This is a genomic window from Pseudoalteromonas sp. PPB1 (genome assembly GCF_015356275.1).
GTDB classification, from domain to species: Bacteria; Pseudomonadota; Gammaproteobacteria; order Enterobacterales; family Alteromonadaceae; genus Pseudoalteromonas; species Pseudoalteromonas rubra_D.
The window spans coordinates 82,828-108,999 of sequence record NZ_JACEQV010000001.1 but is presented as its reverse complement, the minus strand read 5'-3'; the positions used below and the strand labels follow the sequence as shown (position 1 = coordinate 108,999).

The 26,172-nt window shown below is 48.2% G+C and carries 24 protein-coding genes; 13 read left to right on the top strand and 11 right to left on the bottom strand.

Annotated elements, in window-relative coordinates; translation table 11 throughout:
* Positions 1-30: 30 nt before the first annotated feature.
* Entirely contained in the window at positions 31-1,557 is a 1,527-nt protein-coding gene (locus IY568_RS00465) for a S10 family peptidase (protein WP_194866514.1), read from the bottom strand.
* Between the two features lie 335 nt (positions 1,558-1,892).
* Here IY568_RS00465 and IY568_RS00460 point away from each other — a divergent pair, with 335 nt between their 5' ends.
* From IY568_RS00460 to mrcB, 4 genes are all read left to right on the top strand, one after another.
* Positions 1,893-3,128, top strand: coding sequence for a diguanylate cyclase (locus IY568_RS00460; protein ID WP_125558023.1), 1,236 nt, complete (start codon positions 1,893-1,895; stop codon positions 3,126-3,128).
* 192 nt (positions 3,129-3,320) lie between these two features.
* Positions 3,321-3,659, top strand: a complete 339-nt coding sequence (locus IY568_RS00455; RefSeq protein WP_010382970.1) for a P-II family nitrogen regulator — start codon at positions 3,321-3,323, stop codon at positions 3,657-3,659.
* 11 nt (positions 3,660-3,670) lie between these two features.
* Positions 3,671-4,900, top strand: coding sequence for an ammonium transporter (locus IY568_RS00450; RefSeq protein ID WP_049863929.1), 1,230 nt, complete (start codon positions 3,671-3,673; stop codon positions 4,898-4,900).
* Between the two features lie 106 nt (positions 4,901-5,006).
* Entirely contained in the window at positions 5,007-7,349 is a 2,343-nt protein-coding gene (gene mrcB / locus IY568_RS00445) for a penicillin-binding protein 1B (RefSeq protein WP_194866513.1), read from the top strand.
* Positions 7,350-7,372: 23 nt separating this feature from the next.
* Here the strand turns inward: mrcB and IY568_RS00440 are convergent, their stop codons facing one another.
* From IY568_RS00440 to IY568_RS00420, 5 genes are all read right to left on the bottom strand, one after another.
* A complete protein-coding gene (locus IY568_RS00440; RefSeq protein WP_194866512.1) occupies positions 7,373-9,211 on the bottom strand; it encodes a methyl-accepting chemotaxis protein in 1,839 nt (612 codons plus the stop codon).
* A gap of 139 nt (positions 9,212-9,350) precedes the next feature.
* The gene (hemL, locus tag IY568_RS00435; RefSeq protein ID WP_194866511.1) at positions 9,351-10,637 is read right to left on the bottom strand and encodes a glutamate-1-semialdehyde 2,1-aminomutase; all 1,287 of its coding nucleotides are present in this window, start codon (positions 10,635-10,637) and stop codon (positions 9,351-9,353) included.
* A 76-nt stretch (positions 10,638-10,713) separates the two neighbouring features.
* The gene (locus tag IY568_RS00430) at positions 10,714-11,730 is read right to left on the bottom strand and encodes an aspartate carbamoyltransferase (RefSeq protein WP_138536259.1); all 1,017 of its coding nucleotides are present in this window, start codon (positions 11,728-11,730) and stop codon (positions 10,714-10,716) included.
* Between the two features lie 171 nt (positions 11,731-11,901).
* Positions 11,902-12,336, bottom strand: coding sequence for a CopD family protein (locus IY568_RS00425; protein ID WP_010382958.1), 435 nt, complete (start codon positions 12,334-12,336; stop codon positions 11,902-11,904).
* Positions 12,337-12,364: 28 nt separating this feature from the next.
* Positions 12,365-14,047, bottom strand: coding sequence for a chloride channel protein (locus IY568_RS00420; protein WP_125558014.1), 1,683 nt, complete (start codon positions 14,045-14,047; stop codon positions 12,365-12,367).
* Between the two features lie 339 nt (positions 14,048-14,386).
* Here IY568_RS00420 and erpA point away from each other — a divergent pair, with 339 nt between their 5' ends.
* Positions 14,387-14,725 (top strand): iron-sulfur cluster insertion protein ErpA, encoded by a 339-nt coding sequence (erpA, locus tag IY568_RS00415; RefSeq protein ID WP_010382953.1) that lies wholly within the window; start codon positions 14,387-14,389, stop codon positions 14,723-14,725.
* A gap of 159 nt (positions 14,726-14,884) precedes the next feature.
* On the opposite strand, the gene IY568_RS00410 is transcribed toward erpA, so the two are convergent.
* Positions 14,885-15,061: a hypothetical protein gene (locus tag IY568_RS00410; protein WP_010382951.1), complete on the bottom strand. Its 177-nt coding sequence runs from the start codon at positions 15,059-15,061 to the stop codon at positions 14,885-14,887.
* Positions 15,062-15,400: 339 nt separating this feature from the next.
* Here IY568_RS00410 and IY568_RS00405 point away from each other — a divergent pair, with 339 nt between their 5' ends.
* On the top strand, positions 15,401-15,646 hold the full coding sequence (locus IY568_RS00405; protein ID WP_010382949.1) for a helix-turn-helix domain-containing protein: 246 nt from the start codon (positions 15,401-15,403) through the stop codon (positions 15,644-15,646).
* A gap of 91 nt (positions 15,647-15,737) precedes the next feature.
* Here IY568_RS00405 and IY568_RS00400 read toward each other — a convergent pair whose 3' ends face one another.
* From IY568_RS00400 to IY568_RS00385, 4 genes are read right to left on the bottom strand one after another with little or no spacing between them, the layout of a single operon-like run.
* Positions 15,738-17,120 carry an AmpG family muropeptide MFS transporter gene (locus IY568_RS00400; protein WP_194866510.1) on the bottom strand — a complete coding sequence of 461 codons (1,383 nt, stop codon included), beginning with the start codon at positions 17,118-17,120 and terminating at the stop codon, positions 15,738-15,740.
* 56 nt (positions 17,121-17,176) lie between these two features.
* Entirely contained in the window at positions 17,177-17,803 is a 627-nt protein-coding gene (locus tag IY568_RS00395; RefSeq protein ID WP_194866509.1) for a peptidylprolyl isomerase, read from the bottom strand.
* An 11-nt stretch (positions 17,804-17,814) separates the two neighbouring features.
* On the bottom strand, positions 17,815-18,378 hold the full coding sequence (locus IY568_RS00390) for a YajG family lipoprotein (protein ID WP_125558008.1): 564 nt from the start codon (positions 18,376-18,378) through the stop codon (positions 17,815-17,817).
* Positions 18,379-18,380: 2 nt separating this feature from the next.
* The gene (locus tag IY568_RS00385; protein ID WP_194866673.1) at positions 18,381-19,544 is read right to left on the bottom strand and encodes a methyltransferase; all 1,164 of its coding nucleotides are present in this window, start codon (positions 19,542-19,544) and stop codon (positions 18,381-18,383) included.
* 85 nt (positions 19,545-19,629) lie between these two features.
* Between IY568_RS00385 and IY568_RS00380 the strand changes: the two genes are divergently transcribed.
* From IY568_RS00380 to IY568_RS00350, 7 genes are all read left to right on the top strand, one after another.
* Positions 19,630-20,232, top strand: a complete 603-nt coding sequence (locus IY568_RS00380) for an alpha-ketoglutarate-dependent dioxygenase AlkB family protein (protein ID WP_194866508.1) — start codon at positions 19,630-19,632, stop codon at positions 20,230-20,232.
* 55 nt (positions 20,233-20,287) lie between these two features.
* Entirely contained in the window at positions 20,288-20,605 is a 318-nt protein-coding gene (locus IY568_RS00375; RefSeq protein WP_010382937.1) for a BolA family protein, read from the top strand.
* A gap of 72 nt (positions 20,606-20,677) precedes the next feature.
* Positions 20,678-21,868 carry an enoyl-ACP reductase FabV gene (gene fabV, locus IY568_RS00370; protein WP_194866507.1) on the top strand — a complete coding sequence of 397 codons (1,191 nt, stop codon included), beginning with the start codon at positions 20,678-20,680 and terminating at the stop codon, positions 21,866-21,868.
* A 381-nt stretch (positions 21,869-22,249) separates the two neighbouring features.
* A complete protein-coding gene (locus IY568_RS00365; RefSeq protein ID WP_010382933.1) occupies positions 22,250-23,593 on the top strand; it encodes a Na(+)-translocating NADH-quinone reductase subunit A in 1,344 nt (447 codons plus the stop codon).
* 1 nt (position 23,594) lies between these two features.
* Positions 23,595-24,794: an NADH:ubiquinone reductase (Na(+)-transporting) subunit B gene (locus tag IY568_RS00360; RefSeq protein WP_010382931.1), complete on the top strand. Its 1,200-nt coding sequence runs from the start codon at positions 23,595-23,597 to the stop codon at positions 24,792-24,794.
* A complete protein-coding gene (locus IY568_RS00355; RefSeq protein ID WP_010382929.1) occupies positions 24,787-25,533 on the top strand; it encodes a Na(+)-translocating NADH-quinone reductase subunit C in 747 nt (248 codons plus the stop codon). The genes IY568_RS00360 and IY568_RS00355 overlap by 8 nt, the downstream gene beginning before the upstream one ends.
* The gene (locus IY568_RS00350) at positions 25,533-26,165 is read left to right on the top strand and encodes an NADH:ubiquinone reductase (Na(+)-transporting) subunit D (protein ID WP_010382928.1); all 633 of its coding nucleotides are present in this window, start codon (positions 25,533-25,535) and stop codon (positions 26,163-26,165) included. The genes IY568_RS00355 and IY568_RS00350 overlap by 1 nt, the downstream gene beginning before the upstream one ends.
* The last annotated feature ends 7 nt before the right edge of the window (positions 26,166-26,172 follow it).

The following is a 26,172-nucleotide window of genomic DNA, read 5'->3' as shown; positions in this document are numbered from 1 at the left end:
ATTGCAGCGCCGTGAGAGACTTGTGTGAGATCAGTATTTAGCAGGTTGATTGTACTTTAATGCGTCAGTAATGAATGCTCGCAGATCCTGATTGGCCAGGGTGAGGTCCGGGCGGCGCAGATACATCATGTGGCCAGAGCGGTAGCCTTTAAAACGCAACCGGTCCTGCATTTTACCACTGGGGTCGAGGTGCCAGAGGTTATACTTACCGTCAAAGTAGTTGGTGGCACCGTCATAGTAACCTGATTGCACCATCACGTTCAGGTAAGGGTTTTTGGCCATTGACAAACGCAGTTGCTCACCCACCTCGTTTTTGCTGCGATCCCAGGGCCTTACATCGCCAAACATATTGTATTTGATATCCGTTTTATAGTTCAGCTCGTGGCGGAAGTAATGATTAATTGCCGGCGTAAAGGCATGCAGCCAGGCATCCAGTTCAGGCCAATAGTCGGGACCTTCACCGGCGTCTCGTTTATCAATGCCCAGATAGCGGGAGTCAAGACGGCCGACGGTATAACCACGCTCGCGTAACAGCTCTTTCCAGAAAGCGTGGTTGGGTATGTCGAGGTTATTTTGTAGTACAAACTGTTCCGATAGTCCGCTGAAGTGTGCGACTTGCTTTGCTACTGCCAGGCGCTCTTGCTCACTTAACATAGCGCCTTTGGCCAATGCAGGCAGATAATGGTCTAAGGTGTAGGCTTCCACCTGCTCAAGTACACTCAATAAATCTTGATTTTGCAAAGCATCGGGGAGCGCCTTGTGATACCAGGCGGTTGCTGCGAAATAGGGAAGACGGTTGGCACTTTTTACCGGTCCCTGACGCTTAATGCCAATATCCGTTGGAGAAACCAGCACCACGCCGTTTAAGAATAACCACTGCTTGTTTTGCAGCTCATGGGCCAGGCCAGAAACGCGAGTTGTGCCGTAGCTCTCACCAATCAAAAATTTCGGTGACAGTGCACGGCCATGTCGATTGATAAAGGTATTGAGCCACCCAGCCAGATATTTGATATCAGCATTGACACCGAAAAAGCGCGATTGCAGAGTTTGCTTGTCAGCCATTGAGCCATCTTGCTCTGGCAGAACGCGAGAGTAACCTGTGTTGACTGGATTGACGAACAGAATATCAGCGACATCCAGTACAGAATCCGGATTATCTTTTAAGCCATAGGGCTGCATTGGGTAACCTTCGTCGTCAATCTTCAGCACCCGAGGCCCTGTGTACGCAATGTGCATCCATACAGACGCTGAGCCCGGACCACCGTTAAATGAGATCAGCAGTGGACGGGTGGCGGGATCTTTGACTTTGTTCTTTTTATAGTAGGTATAGTGGAGTGTCGCTATCGGGTGGCCTGCTTTATCCCATACTGGCTGAGTACCTGTGGTGGCTGTGTAGGCGATCCGCTCCCCGTTAAAGGTTCCTTTGTGTTCGGTGATGACCTGAGCATCAATTTGCTGGGTTAATTGACCCTGAGTATCGGCTTGTGCCGATGCCGTGTGAGGGAGTGTGGTAATAAAAGTCGCAGAAAGAGCGAACAGTAATGGCTTCAACAACATGTTTTTATTTTTTGGGTGAAATCGATCTGCTTATTTAAGACGCATCCAGGACAGAATTCAAAAAACTTGAGACTAATAGCCAAAAAATAGGCTATGCGCAAAGCATGTTAATTTTTATGGTGTTTTTGGTTTGTTTTTTGTGTTTTAAATGGCCCGGTGAAGCCAAGTTTAGGCGGGCTTTTGTTGCGGTTTGTTTACAATTTTATTGGCCGGTGAGTTTTTTTTGTCACAGAAATCGCGTATATTTAATCCTTATGTCTGTAGTATGAAAGTATTTAGCGCTGTTAAATTCTTGTATCTCTTCCCTTTTCTCGTAGTTTTAGTAGAGCATCGTAATGCAAAGAGTATTAGTCGTCGAAGACAGTAAGGTAGTGCAACAAATCCTTCGCCACCTTGCATCACAACACCTGGATGTGGAAATTGATTATGCCTGGTCTCTGAAAGAGACCCAGGCATTACTCGAGAGCCAACATTACACTCTGGCTTTGGTCGATCTGACCTTACCAGACGCCCCCGATGGAGAGGTCGTGCAGCTTACGCTAAGCCGCAACGTACCCACTGTGGTATTGACGTCTAAAATTGATGAATATAGCCGTCAGCAAATGCTTGAGATGGGCGTCGTTGATTATGTGATTAAGGACAATCGGGATTCTTATCTCTATGCCATTAAACTCGTATCACGTTTATTGCGCAACGAAGGGTGTCAGGCACTGATCGCTGATGATTCAATGATCAGCCGGGCTGTGATGAGACAGATGCTGGAAAAGCAGCTGTTTACGGTGTTTGAGGCGCAAGATGGTGAGCAAGCTTTGAATATGCTCAATGCCAAGTCGGACATTAAATTATTGCTGACAGATTATGCGATGCCCACCATGGATGGCTTTGAACTGGTTAAAGCTGTGCGCAACAGCCGCGGGCGTGATGATTTGGCTATTATTGGCCTGTCAGGTGCTGGCAGTCACGGTTTGTCTGCTAAGTTCATCAAATATGGCGCCAATGACTTTTTGACGAAACCCTTTATGAATGAAGAATTTCATTGTCGGGTGATGCAAACCATGGATCAGTTGAACCTGATTGCAGACATTAAAGAGTACGCACACAGAGATTTTCTGACTGGTCTTTATAATCGTCGATATTTTTGCCAGCATATGGATAAAGTGCTCAAGAATAAGCCGGATCAGTTCACACTGGCGTTACTGGATCTGGACCACTTTAAGGCAATCAATGATCAGTACGGTCACCTTGGAGGGGACAAAGTCCTGTCTCAGGTTGCTGAGCTGCTCAATAGCTCTTTCAATCATTGTCTGGTGGCACGTGTCGGAGGGGAGGAATTTGCCGTGTTAATGCCCGGTAATGACCTGACTGTGGCTAAAAATAGTTGCCAGGACTTCAAAGAACGCTTTGCTAACACCCAATTTATGATCCAGGAGCAGGCATTACACTGCACACTTAGTGTGGGCATTGCCCGGTGCGATAAAGCGACCCTCAGTGACGTCATGCGTGCGGCAGACAGCGCTTTGTATCGTGCTAAAGAAGCTCAGCGCAATTGCGTAATGGTCAGTGAAAGCTAATCTTCAGATTACCCCACCCGATATTGCACCATTTCAAGTCAGACAATAAACAGGCGCACCAGCACGGTGCGTTTGGTATTCATTCTATATCTCTGAATCAACCTAACACATTGTAAAATAATTACTTTTATTATTGGCACAAAGGTTGGATTACCTCCCCCGACAGGATCATCTGCCCTGGGGGGGCAAATAATGAAAATGATAAGCGCAATAATTAAACCGTTTAAGCTGGATGAAGTCCGCGAAGCCCTGGCTGAGCTGGGTATCGAGGGCATGACTGTGGTCGATGTGAAGGGTTTTGGTCGTCAGAGGGGTCATACCGAGCTATATCGTGGAGCTGAATATCAGGTCGACTTTATTCCCAAAATAAAGCTTGAAATAGCGACCCGCAGTGAAAATACCCAGCGTGTCGTGGAGGCGATTACTGAGATTGCCAGTACTGGCAAAATTGGCGACGGCAAAATATTTGTCTATGACCTTGAGCAAATTGTCCGGATCCGTACCGGTGAACTCGACGAAGAAGCGATTTAAGGGGTGAACTAATGGAAAATACGGTAATTGAATTACAATTCTCTCTGAACACCTTTTACTTTCTGGTGTCTGGTATTCTGGTGATGTGGATGGCCGCTGGCTTCGCGATGCTTGAAGCGGGGCTGGTACGCTCAAAGAACACCACCGAAATTCTCACTAAAAATGTCGCCCTGTATGCCATCGCCTGTACGATGTTTCTATTGGTTGGATATAACATCATGTACGTGGATAACGTTGAAGGTGGGGTAGTGCCTAACTTTGGTGCGCTTATTGGCAGTGCTGCCGACGATGCTGACCATGCACTGGAATCAGATTTCTTTTTTCAGGTTGTGTTTGTGGCAACCGCTATGTCTATTGTCTCCGGAGCGGTTGCAGAGCGCATGAAGCTCTGGGCATTCTTGTTGTTTACTGTGGTCCTGACTGGGTTGATTTATCCTATTGAAGGCTATTGGACCTGGGGCGCTGGATTCTTGTCTGAGTTGGGCTTCGTCGACTTTGCAGGCTCTGCGATAGTGCATGGTGCAGGTGCCGCTGCCGCCCTGGCTGGCGTTTTGTTACTCGGTGCACGTAAGGGCAAGTATGGAAGAAACGGTGAAATCTATCCTATCCCTGGTTCAAACCTGCCTCTGGCGACACTGGGAACCTTTATTTTATGGATGGGATGGTTTGGATTTAACGGTGGATCTCAGCTATTTCTTGCAGACAAAAGCAATGCCATCGCTGTCAGTCAGATCATGGTAAATACCAATGCCGCGGCAGCAGCGGGTGCGATTGCAGCACTGGTGGTGTGTAAGCTGATGTGGAAAAAAGCGGACCTGACCATGATCCTGAACGGTGCACTGGCTGGTCTGGTGACCATTACCGCAGAGCCTGCGTCACCCACGCCAATGCTGGCTTGTATTCTGGGGATGCTGGGTGGTTCTTTGGTGGTATTCAGCATAGTCGCACTGGATAAACTGCGTATTGATGATCCGGTTGGTGCTATTTCCGTGCATGGTGTGTGTGGGGCGTTGGGCATTATGATGGTGCCTTTCTCGAACAGTGATGCCAGCTTTATGACTCAGGCCATCGGGCTGGTGACCATACTGGGTTTTGTGTTTATTGCGTCTTACATCGTCTGGGGGATCATCAAAACCTTGATGGGGATCCGGGTAGGTGAAGAAGAAGAACTCAGTGGTATGGACCAGCACGATTGCGGCATAGATGCGTATCCTGAATTTGTGACCATTCGCAATAAGTAAGCAAGAATTCACCAAAAAGCGCGGCTTATCGCGCTTTTTGGTTTAAGCGGCAGTTAATCTGAGATAATCTAGCATCTATTCACTCTCAGTAAGCATTCCACGGTCAATGGCAGACAACAAAAAAGCAGCAGGCAAACCTCGCAAGTCCACCCGTAAATCACCGGCCAAATCAGGCAAGAAAAAGACCGCTAACTCCACTTCCTCATTTAAGCAACGCTTACGGGCATTGCGTAACCGGACACTGAGCACGCTGTGGTCGTTGTGCTGGAAGCTAAGTCTGGCCATGGTATTTGCGGTTGCAGGGTATGTGGTTTATCTCGATGCCAAAGTCAGCCGACAGTTTGAAGGGAACAAGTGGCAGTTACCTGTGCAGGTGTATGCCCGCGCTATGTCGTTTTATCCGGATCAATATCTGGCTGAGCAGGAAGTGATCTGGGAACTTGAGCGGCTCAATTACTCTCGGGTAAACCGCATTAAACATACGGGCCAGTTTGTAGTGCAGGGTCGTACGATTACCGTGTATCGCCGCTCCTTTGAGTTTTATGACGGGGTTGAGCAGGCGCGTATCTTTACTCTCAATTTTGCAGGCAAAAAGCTGGCCAGCATTGTGAATGATCAGGGGCGGCGAGTTGAGAGTGCCAGGCTTGAGCCGGTACAAATTGCCCGGATAGGCAATGAAAGTCGTCAGGATCGGGAATTTGTGCCACTGGACAAAATACCGGATATTCTTAAAAACACCTTGCTGGTGGTTGAAGATCGGGCTTTTTATGAGCATCACGGGGTGTCTGTGTGGTCCATTATGCGTGCTTTGTACCACAATATTCGTGCGGGACGCACAGTGCAGGGGGGGAGCACACTGACCCAGCAGCTGGCAAAGAACTTTTATTTAACCCGGGAACGCTCTTTGCTGCGCAAGATCAATGAAGCTTTTATCGCCCTCATTCTTGATTTCCGTTACAGCAAAGATGAAATTCTTGAGGCTTATCTCAACGAAGTCTACCTCGGCCAGGCTTACAACCAGGGCGTCCATGGCATGGGTCTGGCAGCGGAGTTCTACTTTGCTAAACCCGTTGATGAGCTGGAGTTTGATCAGATAGCCATGCTGGTTGCTATGGTGAAAGGCCCGTCTTATTACAACCCGCGTCGATATCCGGAGCGAACCATGGAGCGACGCGACCTGGTGCTCAGGTTGATGGCGGAAAATGGTCTTATCACCACCAATGAGTACCGTCAGGCGTTAGAGCGGCCTGTTGCCATTCAGCCTCTGAAAGAAAGTCTGATGCAAACTTACCCGGGTTATCTGGAGTTGGTGAATCGTGAACTTCAGCAATTGTTGCCAGATGAAAATGTCGTGAATGCGGGGATTAGGATATTTACGTATTTTGACTTGCAGAAGCAATCCGCCATGGAAGAGGCGGTCAGTGAAGGTTTGCCTTACCTGGAACGACGCTTTTCGACCGCTCAGTTGGAAGTGGGGATGATTTCTGTGAACACCGAAAAAAGCGGCGTATCGGCTCTGGTGGCGGGGCGTCAGCTTCGTTATTCCGGGTTTAATCGGGTGCTGGACACACGTCGTAATGTGGGCTCTCTGGTAAAGCCTGCGATATACTTGTCAGCACTTGAGCAGCCAGGCTATAACCTGGGCACTTTGCTGGAGGATGCCCCATTACAGGTGACCAATGCGGCGGGGAAAACCTGGCAACCGGAAAACTTTGACCATCGATTCCGGGGATCGGTACCTTTGTATCGTGCGTTCAGTGAGAGCATCAATATTCCAGCGGTTAACCTGGGTCTGGATGTTGGTGTCGACTCTGTTGCTCAAACCATAGGACAGCTAGGTGTCGACAGTGATATTCCTTTGTATCCCTCTATGTTGTTAGGGGCTGTGGAGTTATCGAGTTTTGATGTGGCTCAGATGTACACCACATTGGCTGCCAATGGCCAATATGCGCCACTGACGAGCATTTCGGCTATTACCAATACCACAGGTAAGCGTTTGTATCAGCATCGTGTTGCTAAGCAATCTCGGTTTTCTCCGGAAGCCATGTACATGACGCGTTATGGGCTGAAGCGAGTCACCAAGAGCGGCACCGCTAAGCGACTAACTCAGCATTTTCCCTCTATTCAGTTGGCGGGAAAAACGGGCACAAGTAATGAATTGAGAGACAGCTGGTTTGCCGGGTTTGATCATAATACAGTGACGGTCACCTGGATTGGCCGGGACGACAATAAGCCTGCAAAATTGACAGGCGGGCGCGGCGCGCTGGAGCTCTATATCCGTTATTTAAAACCTTTGAATCCACAGGCGATTGCAGATCAGCGACCCGCGGGCGTCCGCTGGGCATTTGTGAACGAACAAACGGGTGAGCAGGCTGCGCCGCATTGTGGGCCAACGATTCAGCTGCCTATTCGCATTGAGGAGTTTAACCCCCGGCCGGGATGTGGCTGAGCCACAGGCCGGCGCGCAGTCAGTTAAGTTCTGAATTTAGCGATGAGTTGCTTTAAGGTTGCTGCCATATCGCTGAGTTGTTGAGCATCGCCCCGAGTGGCCTCTGCTGAGCTTAGGGTGTGATCGGCCAGGTGACTTATTTCGCTCGACTCCACCAGCGCCTGTTGCGTGGCAACTGCCTGACGTTTTACTTGATCGCTGATCACATGACCTTGTTGGTCGATGTCAGCCATACTTTGCTCAGCGGCGCTGAGCACCTGGTTAGTCTCAGTGGCTGCGCTGACGCCTTGCTCCATCTTTTCAACACTACTGAGCATTTTCTTCTGGGTGTCGTTAGAAGCTTGTTGTAGTGAGTGGATAATAGAGTGGATCTCTTCGGTCTGTTGCTGCGTTCTTTGCGCAAGCGTACGCACTTCATCCGCAACAACCGCGAAACCCCGGCCCTGTTCACCGGCCCGGGCAGCCTCAATAGCCGCATTGAGCGCCAGCAAATTGGTTTGTTCGGCAATTTCACTGATCCCCAGACTGACTTTACTGATGTCCTGGCTGTCTTGCGCAAGCTTATCCAGTGCAATGCGGCTCTCTTCGAACTCACGTTGTAACACTGTCATATGCTCTGCCAGTCGGGTGGTATTTTCACTCCCTTGTTTGACTTGTTGCGCTGCGGTGGCAGCCAGTTCTGTGGCATGGTGTGCGGAGGTTTCAACAGCATCGGCGGCATTGGCCATTTCACTGAGTGCCTGATGCACGGTCTGGATTTTAGCTTGCTGCTGTGCCACATCCTCTCGGGTGTCCTGGCTTATCTGGCGCAGTTTATCTGTGGCGCCATATAAATCGGTTGAAGTGGTTCTGACATTGCCCAATAAATGGACAAAGGCATCCAGCACAGCGTTATACTGGCGCAAGATGTCGCTGAGCTCATCTTTGCCACGCGGTTGGGCGCGTGCTGTTAAATCACCACCTGATGCCTGTTGTGCTGAGGTTGAAAATTCCGCAATGGTGTCGACAACTGCAAAATAGAAACCCAACATCAGATACAAAGCGAGCAGCAAGCTGAGTATGGATGCCAGAGCGACCAGATTTCGGATCCGCCGTTCATTGGTGAGCTTTTCATCGAGCAAGGTTTTCAGAGTGGGTGTGGCTGCATTAATCAGGCCAGTCAGCTGGGTAAGTACATCGCGATGCACGCTGCTGAAGGCCCCACTGGTCAGTTCGATGTCGTCGGGCTCAAGCAGTTTATCGTTGATGGTGCGGTGATAGTTATCCAGTGCGCGGTTTAACGCTGTAATTTTATCCTGAAGTCGCTTGGTAACTTGTTTGTTGTTGGCCGTTGCAACTTCCAGCTTGTTGTTCAGTTGCATTTTTACCAGCGGAAGTACTTTATTCAGATTTGACAACGCGATGAAGGTATCGGGGGTGAAACGGCCGCTGCTGATGATCTTATTTGCCTGCTCAGCGATGCCATTCACCTGAGTGATCACATTAGGCAGTGATTCCACTAAAGAGCGGTTGAGATAAGAGCGGCTTAAATCATTGTCTATCGCGAGCTTCGAAGCGATGGACAAATGCTCCAGCTCGTCACCTGGCTTAACGCCTTTAGCAAATGGACTGCGTGCCAAAACCTGAGTATTGCGCTGGGCTTGTTGGTTTAACAGGTTTTCTAAAATGGGCGGATAAAATTGTAAGCCTGCACGCTGTTGCTGACTCACCTGAATTGACTGAGTCAGGGTTGAGTTAAGAAAAAATAAGCTCAGGCTGAGGGGTACTAAAAGAATACCAAATACCAGGCTGATTTTGGTTTTATATTTTAGCTGTGCCATAAAGGCAATCGCGGGGCTAGCGGCTGATCTGAGTCCTGTCATAATTTTATCTTTGTTTATAAGTCATTAGTAAGAGACCGGGTATAAACAAAGAATAGTTCAAAGCCCTGAAAGTTTTTACTGCCAAAAACAAAAAAAGCCCCGCAGGGCTTTTTCATATCACTGAACTGAGCGAGTTTGTTTAAGCTACCAGCTTAGCAAATGCGCGCTCAGCCGCTTTGATTGTTTCAGCAATGTCTGCATCACTGTGCATGGTGCTGACAAATCCGGCTTCGAATGCGGATGGTGCCAGATACACGCCTTCTTCCAGCATCAGGTGGAAAAAGCGTTTGAAGCGTTCCAGGTCGCACTCTGTTGCTTGCTGATAGGTATCAACACGCTCGGCATCGGTGAAGAAGAAACCGAACATGCCACCGGCATAGTTGGTAGTCAGTGCAATGCCAGCGTCATCTGCAGCACGCTGGAATCCATCACACAGTTGCTTACTCTTACTTTCAAGTGCATCGTGCAGACCAGGCTCTGACAATAGCTCAAGTGCCTTGAGGCCAGCCGCCATAGCGATAGGGTTACCAGACAGGGTGCCTGCCTGATAAACCGGGCCTACCGGTGCAATGTAGTCCATAATGGCACGTTTACCACCAAAGGCACCCACAGGCATACCGCCACCAATAACCTTACCCAGGCAGGTCAGGTCCGGCTCGATATTGTAATAGGCCTGAGCGCCACCCAATGCCACTCGGAAGCCTGTCATGACTTCATCGAAAATAAGCACGGACTGATGTGTATCACAGATCTCGCGCAGACCCTCCAGGAAACCTTCAACTGGTGGGATACAGTTCATGTTGCCAGCTACTGGCTCGACGATAATACAGGCAATCTGGTCCGGGTATTGGGCAAAAATGGCTTTCACTTCGTCCAGATTATTAAATGACACGGTGAGTGTGTGTTTCGCAAAGTCTGCCGGAATGCCCGGTGAGTTTGGTACACCCATAGTCAGCGCACCAGAGCCTGCTTTAACCAGCAATGAATCGGCATGACCATGGTAGCAGCCTTCAAACTTCAGGATTTTATCTCTGCCTGTGTAGCCACGTGCCAGGCGGATCGCACTCATGGTGGCTTCGGTCCCTGAGCTGACCATACGCACTTTGTCGATAGAAGGAACCAGTGCTTTGACTTTTTCAGCCATCAGAATTTCGCTCTCAGTCGGCGCACCATAGCTCAGACCATTTTCTACCGCATCCAGCACAGCCTGCTTAATTTGAGGATGGTTATGGCCGAGGATCATCGGACCCCAGGAGCCAACATAATCGATATAGCGTTTACCATCGGCATCAAATGTGTGTGGGCCTTCTGCTTTGTTAATGAACAGCGGCGTGCCACCGACGCCGTTAAACGCGCGGACCGGTGAGTTGACGCCACCCGGGATAGATTCCTGGGCACGAGAGAAGAGGTCTTGACTGATTGTCATAATGTGTCCTTTGTTATGTACATAAGGTATCGGTAATGAAACTCGATACCTCAGGTCATGAAACGAATTTAGTAGATTAGGCTTCGCGTTTGCGACTGAACCAGGGCACGTCTACTTCGTATTGCTCAACCTTGTCGGCAACGCCCAGTGTTAGTGCAAACAACGCCATACGGATCAACACGCCGTTTTGAACCTGACGGAAGATGGCCAGGTTGTCATTATTATTTAAGTCGTTATCCAGTTCATTGGCATCGCCACGGCTATCACGGGGCAGCGGGTGCATCAATACGGACTCTGGCTTACAGTGTGCATCGTAAATGGCCTGGCTGATACGAAAACCACCGCGATATTTATTGGCTTCTTCCTGTGACGGGAAGCGTTCTTCCTGAATGCGGGTTTGATAGACGATGTCTGCTGCCAGGTTGCCTTCCATTTTTGAGACCAGTTCAATGTGGTGACCTGCGTTGCTGACGGCATCCAGAATATAGTCCGGCATTTGCAAGCCGTCCGGGGCGACCATAGAAAAGCGTACATTTTTATAGTGGCATAGCAATTTAGACAGTGAGTGAACGGTACGGCCATATTTCAGGTCACCAACCAGGGCGATGTGCATCCCGTCAATGCCGCGTTCGAAGCGGCCCAGTTCACGCTCTATGGTTAACAGATCCAGCAATGCCTGGGTTGGGTGTTCATTTGGTCCATCTCCGCCGTTGATCACCGGGACGTCTGAGCCTGTGGCAAATTCCGCAACTGAGCCAGCATCCGGATGGCGCATTGCGACGGCATCAGCATAAGCGGAGATCACGCGGGCGGTGTCATACAGGGATTCCCCTTTTGCTAAAGCGGAACTTTGCATACCTGTGGTCTCACGGACCGTACCACCCAGCAGATTAAAAGCGGTTCCGAAACTGACACGCGTTCGGGTACTGGGTTCAAAAAACAGATTGGCTAAGACAGCACCTTCGAGCACATTGGTGCGTTTGTACTTTTTAGCGTAGGGTTCCATTTTCTTAGCAACATTGAAAATCAGCTCAATGGCTTCTCTGTCGAGTTCGTTGACGGAGAGGATGTTTTCACCTTGGAAACTTAACATGCGGCGATTCCTAATCACAGATTGACAACAGGAGGCGGGGAGCACTCCTAACCGAGCTCGCAAAACAGGGCGCATCAGGCACGCTGCGTTGAGTAACTGGAGCGACATAATAGCACAATTCTGTTTTTTAGGCGTGGAAAATGACGGCTAAGTCGCCGTCACAGACTGATATCAGAAAACTGGTTTCAAGATGGCGAGCAGGATGATGATCAGCAGTAATATCACCGGAAACTCGTTAAAGATGCGATAGAATCGGTCACTGCGTTGATTGCGGTCATGTTTAAAATCTGCCAGCAGCTTGAAGCAATAAGCGTGATACAAATAGAGCATGATGACCGGTATTAATTTGTAGTGCAGCCACAGGTTGGCACGAAACCACTCTCGACCATAACTGGTGATGAGTAATACGCCAAATACTGCGGTGAGTATCGCAAAAGGTGTGACAAAATAGAGCAGGCGTCGCTCCATGATTTTAAGCATCGCGGAGCAGGGCTTTTCGTCAGTCATCGCATGATAAACAAACAGCCTTGGCAGATAGAATATCCCGGCAAACCAGGCAACCATAAAAAAGATGTGTAGCGCTTTGTACACAAGTATCGTCGTCATAAAACCTCTGGGTTGTCTAAAATCACAATTACAGCAAGCTGTTTCTCATAGTAAGAATATGGCGGATCTGATCCCACCGGAGCAGGCCCATAATTTGTTCGTTATTTTTTTGATTATACACATAGACGGCGCCAGAGCGCTTGTCTTTGAGGATATCAAATGCGTCAGCCAGCGTAGCTTGTGTGCTCAGCCCTTGCAGTTCGATATAAGTGATGGTCATGCTCTGCTCTGAAATCAGGCTGAGATCATATTCTGCCAGTCGATAACCATGCTCCTCGTCGTACACTATTAGTGGCGTCTGACTGTCGATGGCCGACAAGGTTTCTTTTATTTGGTCTTTGTCATCCGAATAGAGGAGTTTAAAGCCCTCGTCCATTTCCTCCATAATCCCGACCTTTTGCAGTGCTTCTTTGGCTGGGGAAACCTGATAGGGGAGCTCCTGGAAATCCAGTTGTTGCAAGAAAATTGAACGATTCCCAAAGACTTGTAATGCAGTGACATAAGCGCAGGAAATTACAATCATGGCGGGCACGACAATCTGAGGGCTGGAGGTCAGCTCCATGACTGCGGTGAGGGCCGCCAGGGGAGCATGCAGTGTTGCTGCCAGCAACCCGGCCATGCCCAGAACGCCGTAGGTCCCAGCGACACTGACGTCAGGAGAAATATACTGAGCAAAATACGCCATCAAGGTACCAATTAAGACTCCCAGTCCGATGACCGGGCCAATGATCCCGCCGGGGATCCCCAGGCCAATGGCAAAGATGGTTGCCAGTAGCTTGGCTATCAAAATGGTGGTCAGTAGTTGTAACTCGCCGGGTGTTTCAACAGCTATTTTGATGGCGCTCATTCCCGAGCCCATGGCTTCCGGCACCAGGTAGCCTATCAGTCCGGCCAACAACCCGGCCAGCATCAGGCGAGGAAACATGCTAATGGGCTTAAAGGTTTTAATGATCATCATCAGGTTCTGATTAAATGCAAAAGCAATGGCACCCAGCACAAAACCACACAGAATCAAAAATGGATAATGCCAGAATGACAATGCCGAGACGCTGATGAGTGATAACTCCAGATCGTGACCAAACACGTATTGCGTTGCCAGCGCACCGGTCACTGCTGCGAGCATAATTGGCACGAAGATGTGAATTTTGTATTCCCGCAGTACCACTTCCATAACAAAGATGACGGCGGCCAGAGGGGTATTAAACGAAGCTGCAATGCCCGCTGCAACACCGCATCCGGCCAATGTCCGGGCAGCGTTCATTGGCAAGTGCAGGCGCTCGGCCAGAATACTGGCACCCGTCGCACCCATGTGTACGGACGGACCTTCGCGTCCGACTGAAAAGCCACTGATGAGTGCCACAGCACCCCCGAAAAATTGATTGACGGAGTTCCAGATGGGCATTTGTCCATAATGCTGTTTGATACGATAGATCACAAACGGGATGCCGAGGCGATAGTGTTTAAACCCGGTCAGGCTGGCAAACAGGGCGATCAGTAACGCGGCACCAACCGGCAGCAACACGCGCTGATGTTCCGGCAAGGTGGTGAAGTCATCGGGACTGTCTAAAAAAGTGCTTTGCACCAGCATGATGGTGAGACGAAACAAGATGATCAATATTGCTGCAATTAAGCCGGCACCAATTCCCAGTAAGCAAAGCTGGATGGAAGTTTTGGGTTTCGCTAAGCGACGGCGTACATTATCGAACGACATACAATATTGGCCTGTTGAGAATCTGATTTGTTGCGAGTGCAGTTGTCCTGCCTAGCTGCCTGTACTAGCTCAATCCTGAGGTTTTTCATAATGCCCGAACACTCGCTAAAGTCAGCGCTGTGGTGCTTGATTTCCGGGAAGACAGCAGAAGTAGCATAGTACACTTGGTGGATAAGTGTATCAAATAATCTAAGTCCTTGTAATTAAGTAAATCAAACGACTAGTTAACGCAGGATAGAGAAGATGGATCTCGTTGCCGGATGAGTGCCAGTCTATACTTGATTAAAATAGTCAGGTATTAGATAATTCCGCTATTAAATGTACAGGGGTCGAATACACATGTCTGATCAGATACCAATTAAATTTTCCGACGCGGCAGCAAGTCGTGTGAAAGAACTTATCTCAGAAGAAGAAAACCCTAACCTTAAGCTGCGAGTGTATGTGACCGGCGGTGGGTGTTCTGGGTTTCAGTACGGATTTACCTTTGACGAAAAAACCAATCCGGGTGACCTGGAAATTGAGAAAAACGGGGTGTCCATGGTCGTTGATCCAATGAGCATTCAGTATCTGGTTGATGGTGAGGTTGATTACACTGAGGGTCTGGAAGGAGCACGCTTTTTTGTCAGTAATCCTAACGCAACCACTACGTGCGGTTGTGGTGCGAGCTTCAGCGTATAAAGTCATCCTGATGTATCACTTCTATTCTCAAAGGCCATGCACAAGCATGGCCTTTTTGTATCTAAAATTAGACCAAAAGCGACCATCTTTTTTCTGCACAGTTTGATAAAGTGCCCGTGTGAGAGCAAAATGCTGGTGTTTAAGCCAGCACGGCGCTGGCTATCCTGGGTTGGTAAGGTGGATCATCAGAACAAAAAATCCCAGTACCAGAGTGGAAAAAGCGAGAATATAGATGAATCCGCGTTTGCCTTGTTTGAGTGGCACGCCATTTACACGTAAAAAGTAATACCAACCCAAACAGAGCAAAATGGGTAGCAAAAATATGAGCCGGATCATCAAAAATTCTCCCAAAATTTGTTACTTTATGACAGATTAGCGCTAAACCACTATTTTTTAAAGAAAAAATAAATTATTTCGTATACTGGTACAAGATATAAAATTTTTGTTAAAGTGTCACAGTAATCTTACCTCTCTATTTTAGGTAAGAAAGTTGCAAATTTAATTAGGTGTTAGAGAAAAGATCGTCTATACCTAATTTGGTACATAGGAACAGGGCAGGCAAATTGGGTGTTTTATGCCCAGATTATGTGTCCTGTTATAAAACAAGCTGTCGGTCGAGACGGGCAAATTTCGTACGGCAGCATTAATTAATCATCGAGTAGGAGATGTTTTATTATGATGGGGAAAACGGTTTCTTCTGAGGAAAACAGTAAGTTGACTAAGTGGCTTAAATCAAAGCGTCACGAGAAAGGTCATACAATGCGCAGTCTGGCCCAGGTGTTAGGTACACCACATTCTTTCATTGGCAAAATTGAGAATCAGGAACGTCGTTTAGATGTGATTGAATTTCTGCGTTACTGTGAAGCGCTGGAAGTCGACCCATATGAAGGTCTGGCTCTGATCAAAGAAGAGCAGATGTAACCCGCTGGCATTGCCGGTATAAGTGAAGGTGCAAGGAACAGCACCTCTATCTTTTAGCATGGACCAGATATACCACGCTTTTTTCTTACCATTATTTTCCCTGATTGTGATAATTCTGCTCAATTTGATAAAGCTTATGACGGATTACGTATAAGAATATCAATGAAGGCACTACCATCAATGCTGTCAGCGCGAAAAATACCGCCCAGTTACCCCCTAACCAGTCATCAATTACGACTCCACTGTAGCTGGAGAGCACCGTACGACCTAGGCTACCGAGTGAGGCGAGCAATGCATAATGGGTTGCACTAAAAGCACGATCACATAACATCGAAATGAAGGCCACCATAGCGACCAGCGACCAGGCCTGGGTAAATCCATCTATGACAATAGCGAGGGCATACAGGTGCTCCTTGGGGCCTGCAACGGCTATCCAGGAAAACATCAAATTAGATGCTGCCATGGCAACACCACTGATAAACAGGCCTTTTACGATGCCGTATTTGTGATTGAAGATGCTGCCCAGAAACGCAAAGATAATTGTGATAAGGCCGGTTCCCAGTTTTGAATACTGAGCTATCTGGCTGTTGCTAAAGCCAATCTCTTTGTAGAACACGATAGACATGCGTGCCAAAAAGGCCTCACCAATTTTAAACAGAAAAATAAAGGCCAACAGGGCCAGGGCCGTTTTGACTCCATTGCGGCTAAAGAAGCTGCGAAACGGCTCAACCAGGGTGACAGCCAACCAGGCCAGAATGCGCTGCAGTCGATTGTGTTCCAGCCCGCCAAGTCGTGACTGATATTGCGCTTGTAGTTGTTGCTGTGTGTGCTCCCGGTGAGACTGAGGTTCATGGGCACTGAGCGTGACCACAAATAGTGCCAGCATGATGGCTGCGAGCAATGTATATATCTCAGGCCAGCTGACACCCGGTAAATCTGCCGCAAAAAACGGGATGGCTCCAAGCAGGGCATAGCCACTCCACCATCCTGATGTTGCCATTGCAGCGGCCGCGGTGGACTTTTCACTTTCTTCTGGTGGCAGGATGTCAATCCGGTAGGCGTCTATTGCAATATCATGGGTAGCCGCGCTCAGAGCAATAATGAAACACAATAATGCGGCTTGATAAAGATCGGTTTTGAGGTCAACCTGACTTAAAGCCAGTGCTGACAGTGCAACAATCAGTTGTCCGGCAGCGATCCAGCTGCGTCTCTGCCCCAGCCATTGGGTCAGTAATGGCAGACGAACCCGATCCAGTAGTGGGGACCATAAGAAGTTAATGGTGTAGGCACTGAATACAATGCCAAATAACCCTATCATACTGCGGCTAAGCCCTTCGTCTTTGAGCCAGGCGGACATCACTGAGCCAATTAAAACCCAGGGGAAGCCCTGACTGACCCCAAAAGCAAAGACAGTGAGCAGACGTCTGTCGCGATAGTAACTTACATAATCACGCAGGCTGGATGAAATGATCATAGTGTTTTCCAATGCAGCATCGCCCCGTTATGAGGCGGGGCGATGCTGACAAGCGATTACTCGAAGGTCTCTTCCGGCAGCATTTCAATGCTGTGGATGATCACAGGTTTTTTGGGTATAAAGGTATAACCCAGTTTTTTGTTGTAGTCTGTTTCGACTTGCATGATTTTGTCCAGTGTATCGAAGCCATCCGCGACACTACCAAATACCGCAAAGCCCCAGCCACGCCCAGGGTTGAGGTGGTCATTGTCATCCATATTGAAAAAGAACTGACGGGTACCTGAGTGCGGTTTATTGTCCTGATAAGCCATGGCAATGGTGTACATATTGTTTTTCAGGCCGTTGCCGCTTTCGTTAAAGATTGCCGGGCGCTCGAACATGCCATCATAGTCTTTATCATAGCCACCACCCTGGATCACGAAATCACGCTCATTAGCCTCGTCCCGCTCTACCCGGTGAAAGACTGACCCTTTATAGTCACCATTGATCACATAAGTGAGAAAGTTATTGACCGTAATAGGCGCACGTGAGCGATCCAGTTCTACGATCACTTTGCCCATCGAGGTGTTAAGCTGAACTTTGGGAAACAGGTTATCTTTTTGGACAAAGCGTCCTTCTTTATTGTTTGCAAATGAGAAACTACTGGTCAGTAGCAATGTCAACAGGAACAGGATACGAAGCATAACTTAACCTTTTATTGTTGCAAAAAGTTGATCAATTCTTTGTCCGACAGCATGCGAGTGACTACCTGCTCAGCAAGGCGGTTTAACTGCCCCTCTACCTGAGATTGGTCATGTTTTAGAGGCTTACTGAATGTTGCTTCACCAGTGAAGGGTTTGGAAAATGTGCGTTGTCCTTTACTTATCTCTACAACAAATTCGGCATGTGCTGTACTTTCGTGGCGACTGAGCGTCTCATCGACTTTGGCAATAAAGGTGCGAATACGCAGGGTCAGCTGTGTATCGCTCTGTGGTGACAGTGTCACCCCGTTGGCCTCAAGCGCCTGTGTCAGTAATTTGTTTAAGGTGACTGGTAGATCTGCATTTGGCAGATAAACTGCTGGTTCCTGTTCCAGTACTTTAATGGTGAACTTGGTTGTCCGGTTATCGATCACCTTAATCGCCAGGGTTTGCGACAACTGACTGATATTACCACCCTGATAGCTGGGGTTGAGGATCACTGTTTTAGGTGCACTGCTGCACCCTGCGAGTAAACTGAGGGCTGCACCAAAGAGAGATGCAGAAAATGCTAAGCGCATGATTAGCTCCTTTTAATAGAACTTAATACGGTAAACTTTTTATTATTGCCTATCACCTTACAATTCCCGAACAGGCGCTGCAACTTATCAAGATAATCAAGGTGGCGATTACCAATGATCCGCAACTCCCCGCCATTTCTCAGGGTGTGCTTAGCTTGTAAGAACATTTGCCAGGCAATGTGATCGGTAATGGCCTGTGCCTGATGAAACGGCGGGTTGCATAATACCAGATCAGCGGTGTTGGGAGAAAAGTCGCTGAGACAATCATTTTGAATAAACTGGCAGTCATCGACTCTGTCAGAGAGGTTGTGAGTGACGTTTTCGCGAGCACTGGCAACGGCCATCGCTGATTCATCGACAAATGTTACCTGTGCATTTGGCATCCGCGCCAGTGTTTGCAAGCCAATTACACCGTTTCCGCAGCCTAGATCTATCACCCGCAATGGCTTTTTACCTGCCGGCAGATAGTTCATAAAGAATCGGGCGCCGATATCCAGAGAGTCACGAGAGAATACATTGGCATGGTTATGTATTGTGAAAGGGGTGTTTTCCAGCGCCCAGCTGACCGGAAATTTATCTGCAACGGGTTTACCTGTGGTGGTACAAAAGATCAATCGGGACTTTTTAACTGCCAGGCTGGTGGTCGGCGGTTGCATAAAGTGGCTGAAACTCTTGAGTGTCGAGGTATGGATCTCTTTGGCTTTGCCCGCTGCTACAATAGGGATACCTGCAGCCAGGTGGCTGAGTTGGGATAATTGATGTTGCAGCAACCCGGCATTTTTGGGCACTTTTATGAGGATCAGATCGCACTGTGTCGGTAAGGTTGCCAGACTGTCTTGTTGAGTGAGCTTGGTTTCATCCAGTACCCAATCCAGCTGGTTTTCTGCCAGATTGTGGCGGGTTGCTTGTTGCGCCACAAATGAATCACTTACTTGGGTAATATGCCACTGCGCGTGATCTTTTAGCCGTGCAGCCAGCGTACAGCTTAATGCGCCAAAGGCATCATTCAAGATTAGGATATCGCGTGCATCCGGATAGGCTGTGGTAATATGATCCAGTAGATATTCGTCGGCCGCATCCCAGGCTTGCAGACTACGGTTTTTTTGCTCAAGGGGAAAACGATGCAGGGTCAGAGCCGTGCCAGCCAATACAGCGTCGGTGATCATGATGGGGTGAATCTCACTCAAGGTTGGTGCTATCACCTTGCACACTAGCAAAGCGCAGCAGAACTAACAGAACACGTAATATAGCATGTCGAGACTGAACAAAGAATGTTTGCCCGGGCAAACACCACAATTGCCGCCGGGTTTTGAATATCTGCCAGCTTGTCTGAGCTTTGAAAAAAGCCTTGCGCTTTATACCCACTTGGCATCCTCCTTGGATTGGCAACAGCCCACCATTACCTTGTTTGGTCGAACTACACCGATCCCCAGATTACAGTGTTTTATTGCTGATAAGTCTGTGTCATATGGTTATTCGGGCACTGTGCTTGAGAATGCCCCATGGCCGGATGTACTCAGCGCCATGCGCGCACGCCTGAGTCGCCAGTTTGGTCACGACTTTAATGCACTGCTTGTTAACTGGTATCGGGATGGGCAGGACAGCATGGGCTGGCACAGTGACGATGAAGCCGAGCTTGGACTGAATCCGACGATTTTCTCTATGTCGCTGGGGGCGACGCGCAATTTCAAAATTCGCCATAAACAGACTCAGGAAACCCTGACTCTGCCTTTGCCGACGGGAAGTGGGTTACTGATGACGGGGCGCAGTCAGCATGACTATCAGCATGCACTGCCGAAACAAGCGCGCGTCACTCAGGGACGGATCAACCTGACATTCAGAACAGTTGGTTAATGGTGCATAAGTGCGTATAGTATGCGCTAAATTTTCTCCGCATCGGGAGTGAGTTATGTCAATGCAACAACAAATCTACAGTAAGCTTGCAGACGCCATCGCGTGCAAACATCTCAATGTTATTAACGAAAGTCATATGCACAGCCGGGGTAGCGAGTCACATTTCAAAGTGATTGCTGTCAGCGAAAAATTCGCGGGACAGCGTTTACTACAACGCCATCGCTTGATTAATGAGGTATTAAAGGAGGAGTTGGCACATCATATTCATGCGCTAGCCATTCACACTTATACCCCGGAAGAATATGCCGAACAGCATGGCGAAGTCCCTGATTCACCGAGTTGTCTGGGCGGCTCGAAATTTGATAGTGAGTGATCAGACCTGTGTTTGCAGGATCTGCATTTAAACTAACGCAGTTTTCATAATACAGAATATGTAGGAATAGACATGGTCATCAAACCTAAGATCCGTGGTTTTATCTGTACCAATGCTCACCCGGTGGGCTGTGCTGAGCACGTAAAAGAACAAATTGCTTATGTTAAGGCTCAGGGCCCAATAAATAATGGTCCTAAAAATGTCCTGGTGATCGGTGCTTCCACCGGTTATGGCCTGGCTTCTCGTATCACCGCTGCTTTTGGCGCTGGTGCAAAAACACTGGGTATCTTCTTCGAAAAAGAAGGTACAGAGAAAAAGCCGGCGTCAGCGGGTTGGTATAATACCGCTGCATTTCAGCAGGCTGCCGATGAGGCTGGCCTGTGGTCAAAAAACATCAATGGTGATGCATTCTCGGATGAGCTTAAAGCCAAAGCGATTGAGACCATCAAGGCTGAAATGGGCAAAGTTGATTTGATCATCTACAGTCTGGCATCACCGCGTCGTACTGATCCTAAATCGGGCGAGACCTTTTCATCGGTGCTAAAGCCAATTGGTCAAACCATCACAACCAAGAATCTGAATACGTCTAAGCGGATCATTGATGAAGTGACCGTTGAAGCGGCCAATGAAGAAGAAATCGCCAATACCGTGAAAGTGATGGGCGGTGAAGATTGGGAGTTGTGGCTGGAGGCACTGAAAGAAGCGGATGTGCTTGCTGAAGGATTCAAAACGACGGCATATACTTATATCGGTAAAGAGCTGACCTGGCCAATCTATGGTCATGCGACCATAGGCAAAGCCAAAGAAGACCTGGATCGCGCGACAGATGCAATTAAAGCGTCAACTGCGCACTTAAACGGTGAAGCCTATGTTGCTTCATTGAATGCGGTCGTGACTCAGGCAAGCTCTGCTATCCCAATTATGCCCCTGTATATCTCTACTTTGTTCAAAGTGACCAAAGAAGACGGTACCTATGAAGGGACAATTGAACAGATCCAGGGGTTATTCAGTGAAAACCTATACGGAGATACCCCACGCTTTGATGACGGTGGTCACCTGTTCCAGAACTACAAAGAACTGGAAGACGGAGTTCAGGCGCGCATTAAAGTGATCTGGGATAAAGTCGACACAGACAGTATCGATGAGCTGACTGATTACGTCGGTTATCACAATGAATTCCTGAAGCTATTTGGTTTTGGCATCGAGTCAGTTGACTATGATGCAGACGTGAATACGGCGGTTGAGATTAACCACCTAATCTAGCCGTCAGACGGGCGAAATCGCTGATTTCGCCCGTTTCATTGCGTACCCTTCATTAAGAATATTCCCCCCAGCAGTACTGTCAATTTCTCATCAATACCACTTTGGTCTATATTTAGATTCTTGCAGTGACACCTGATGAACTAAATCCATTGTTAAGTCGTATTATTTTCATATTTCCACTCGCATAGTCAGTACGATTAATGTTAAAATTGCGGAAATATGTAAGGACTATATACCACGGTGCTCGTTTCCCGTTGCGGACAGGTTGGCCCGACTTTGTGTATGTTGTGCCAGCTCTTTGACTCCAATACAACTCAGAGAATAGTGCCGTGGTAAGTAAAGATTTATCAATTTCTTTCCGTTAATGTAATGCAAGTGCGTATGATCAACATAAAAAAAGGTCTGGACTTACCCATAGAGGGCGCACCACAGCAAGTTATTCATGATGGTTCTGCTGTCAAACGAGTAGCTGTGTTGGGTGAAGAGTTTATTGGTATGCGTCCAACCATGCGAGTTCGTGTGGATGACCAAGTCAAGAAAGGCCAAGTTCTTTTTGAAGACAAAAAGAATCCTGGCGTCAAGTTTACTGCGCCAGCCTCTGGTGTAGTAAAAGAAATCAACCGTGGAGCCAAGCGTGTTCTTCAGTCCGTTGTGATTGAAGTACAGGGCGATGAGCAAATCACTTTTGAAAAGTTCCCGGCTGCTGAACTCGGCAACCTGGATCGTGAAAAAGTGAAAGAAGTGCTGATCGAATCGGGTCAATGGCCAGCGTTGCGTGCACGTCCTTTCAGTCGTGTAGCCGTACCTAGCGCGTCGCCAAGCTCGATCTTTGTTACCGCAATCGACACTAACCCTCTAGCTGCGGATCCTGCCGTTGTGATCGCTGAAAACGTGGAAGCGTTTGAAGCTGGTCTGGCTGTGGTTTCGCGACTGACTGACGGTAAAGTGTTTGTTTGTAAGCAATCAGGCAGTAAGGTGCCGAGCTCTTCGCTTTCTCAGGTAGAAGTACATGAGTTTGCGGGTGTTCACCCTGCTGGTCTGGTTGGTACACACATCCACAATCTCGATGCTGTCGGTCCAAACAAGCAAGTATGGCACCTGGGTTACCAGGACGTAATTGCTTTCGGTAAGCTATTCCTAAGTGGTGAAATCTACTCAGACCGTGTTGTTGCTTTAGCCGGTCCGAGCGTGAAGAACCCACGTCTTGTTAAAACTCAAGTTGGTGCGTCGTTAACCGATTTAGTTGCAGGTGAAACTGAAGATGGTGAAAACCGGGTCATTTCTGGCTCTGTGTTAGCTGGTAAAACAGCCGCTGGTCCTCATGCTTACCTGGGTCGTTATCATGTACAGGTTTCTGTGCTGTCTGAAGGTCGCGAGAAAGAGCTGTTTGGCTGGATCGCACCAGGTAGTACTAAGTTCTCTGTAACGCGTACTTTCATCTCTCACTTTGCGCCAAGTCGTCTGTTCAAGATGACCACCTCTACCGGTGGCTCAAAGCGTGCGATGGTGCCAATTGGTAACTATGAGCGTGTAATGCCGCTTGATATCCTGCCAACTCTGTTGTTGCGTGACCTGATCTCTGGTGATTTGGACAGCGCGATTTCACTGGGTGCGCTAGAGCTGGATGAAGAAGATCTGGCGTTGTGTACTTTCGTTTGTCCAGGCAAATACGACTATGGATTAATCTTGCGTGATTGCCTGACTACAATCGAGAAGGAAGGTTAAAATGGCCTTAAAGAAATTTTTAGAAGACATTGAACCTCACTTTGAACCTGGCGGTAAACACGAGAAGTGGTATGCCCTGTACGAAGCAGTAGCAACTGTTTTCTACACGCCAGGTTATGTCAACAAAGGCGGCACTCACGTACGTGATAATATCGACCTGAAACGTATCATGATCTTAGTTTGGATGGCGACATTCCCAGCTATGTTCTTCGGTATGTTCAACATTGGCCATCAGGCTGCGATTGCGATTGGCAATGGTTTTGAAATCGCAAACACTTGGCAGGCAGCATTATTCCAGCTGTTTGGCGGTGAGCTAACAGCCGATTCTGGCTGGGGCGCAAAGATGTTCTACGGGGCCTGTTTCTTCCTGCCGATTTACGCGACAGTGTTTATTGTTGGTGGTTTCTGGGAAGTGTTATTTGCTTCAGTGCGTAAGCACGAAGTAAATGAAGGTTTCTTCGTAACATCAGTACTGTTTGCCCTGATCTTGCCTGCAACGATTCCGCTTTGGCAAGTTGCGCTGGGTATCACCTTCGGTGTTGTGGTAGCAAAAGAAGTCTTCGGTGGTACAGGCCGTAACTTCCTGAACCCGGCACTGGCTGGTCGTGCATTCCTGTTCTTCGCATACCCAGGTGACATCTCAGGTGACACTGTGTGGACAGCGGTAGACTCTTTCTCAGGTGCAACTTACCTGGGTCAGGCTGCAACAGGCGCGCTTGATTATGACAACATGGTACTGTGGTGGAACGCATTCTACGGCTTTATTCAAGGTTCAGTAGGTGAAACCTCTACACTGGCTATCATGATTGGTGGTTTGTTCCTGATTTACGTTCGTATCGCATCGTGGCGCATCGTCCTGGGTACTTTCCTGGGTATGGTAGTGATGTCTATGCTGCTGAACATGATCGGTTCAGAAACTAACACTGTATTCGCTATGCCTTGGCACTGGCACTTAGTACTGGGTGGTTTTGCATTCGGTATGTTCTTCATGGCAACCGACCCGGTATCTGCGTCTTTCACAGACAAAGGTAAGTGGGCATATGGTGCATTGATTGGTGTAATGGTTGTACTTATCCGTGTTGTTAACCCGGCATACCCAGAAGGTATGATGTTAGCAATTCTATTCGCAAACCTGTTCGCACCACTTTTCGACCACATGGTTGTGCAGTCTAATGTGAAGAGGAGATTAGCACGTGTCTAGTAACAATGAATCTATCGGCAAAACGCTAGGCGTTGTTGTTGGCTTATGTTTAGTGTGTGCGGTTGTCGTATCTTTTGCGGCAGTACAGCTTCGCCCACTACAACAGGCAAACAAAATCGAAGACGTGCAGCGCAACATTTTGGCGGCTGCTGGCGTTGAGAACGTTGAGAACGTGTCAGAAACCTACAATCAAGTGATTGACGCACGCGTTGTAGATATGAAGACCGGTGAGTTTGTAGACACAGATCCTAACTCATTCGATTTCACTATGACTAAGTTCGATGCGGCGCGCAGTGTTGCTTTGCCAAAAGCAAAAGACGTTGCGGGCGTTCAGCGTATGACGACTGAGTCTCCGGTTTACCTTGCTAAGAACAGCAATGGTAAATTTGAGTCTGTGATCCTGCCAATTCAGGGTTACGGTCTTTGGGGTATCATGTACGGCTTCGTAGCATTGGACCTGGACGGTGAAACCATTCAGGCAATCAAATTCTACCAGCACACTGAAACTGCGGGTCTGGGTGGCGAAATCCAAAACCCAAGATGGACTGCAACTTGGCAGGGCAAAAAGCTACCAATCGACGTAGTAAAAGGCACTGCGGGTAGTGATGTGCATAAAGTAGATGGTCTGTCTGGTGCAACGTTAACGTCTAACGGTGTTGAAAATACATTTACGTTCTGGACAGGCGACGATGCGTTTGGTCCATTCCTTGCGAAAGTACGTGAAGGGGCATTGAACTAATGGCTAACTCAAAAGAAATGAAGCAAGTCCTGTTTGGACCTGTCTTTGCAAATAACCCAATTGCACTGCAAGTACTGGGTATCTGTTCTGCGCTGGCAGTAACTTCAAGCCTGAAAAACGCATTGATCATGTCAATTGCATTGACTGTGGTAACTGCGTTCTCAAGCTTGTTCATCTCTATGATCCGTAACCACATTCCGTCAAGTGTACGGATCATTGTTCAGATGACCATCATCGCGTCTCTGGTTATCGTTGTAGACCAGGTGCTACAGGCATTTGTTTATGCCACGGCGAAAGAACTGACGGTATTCGTTGGTCTGATCATTACCAACTGTATCGTAATGGGTCGTGCCGAAGCATACGCAATGAAGTCGCCACCTCTGATGTCATTCCTGGATGGTATCGGTAACGGTTTGGGCTACTCAGTTGTACTGATCGCAATTGGCTTCGTACGTGAACTGTTCGGTGCCGGTGCACTGTTCGGTGTTGAAATTCTGCCGCTAATCTCTAACGGCGGTTGGTACCAGCCTATGGGTCTGTTGGTTATGCCATTTAGCTCGTTCTTCTTAGTAGGTATCTTCATCTGGGTACTGCGTACTTGGAAGAAAGACCAAGTAGAAGCTAAGGCATAAGGGGAGA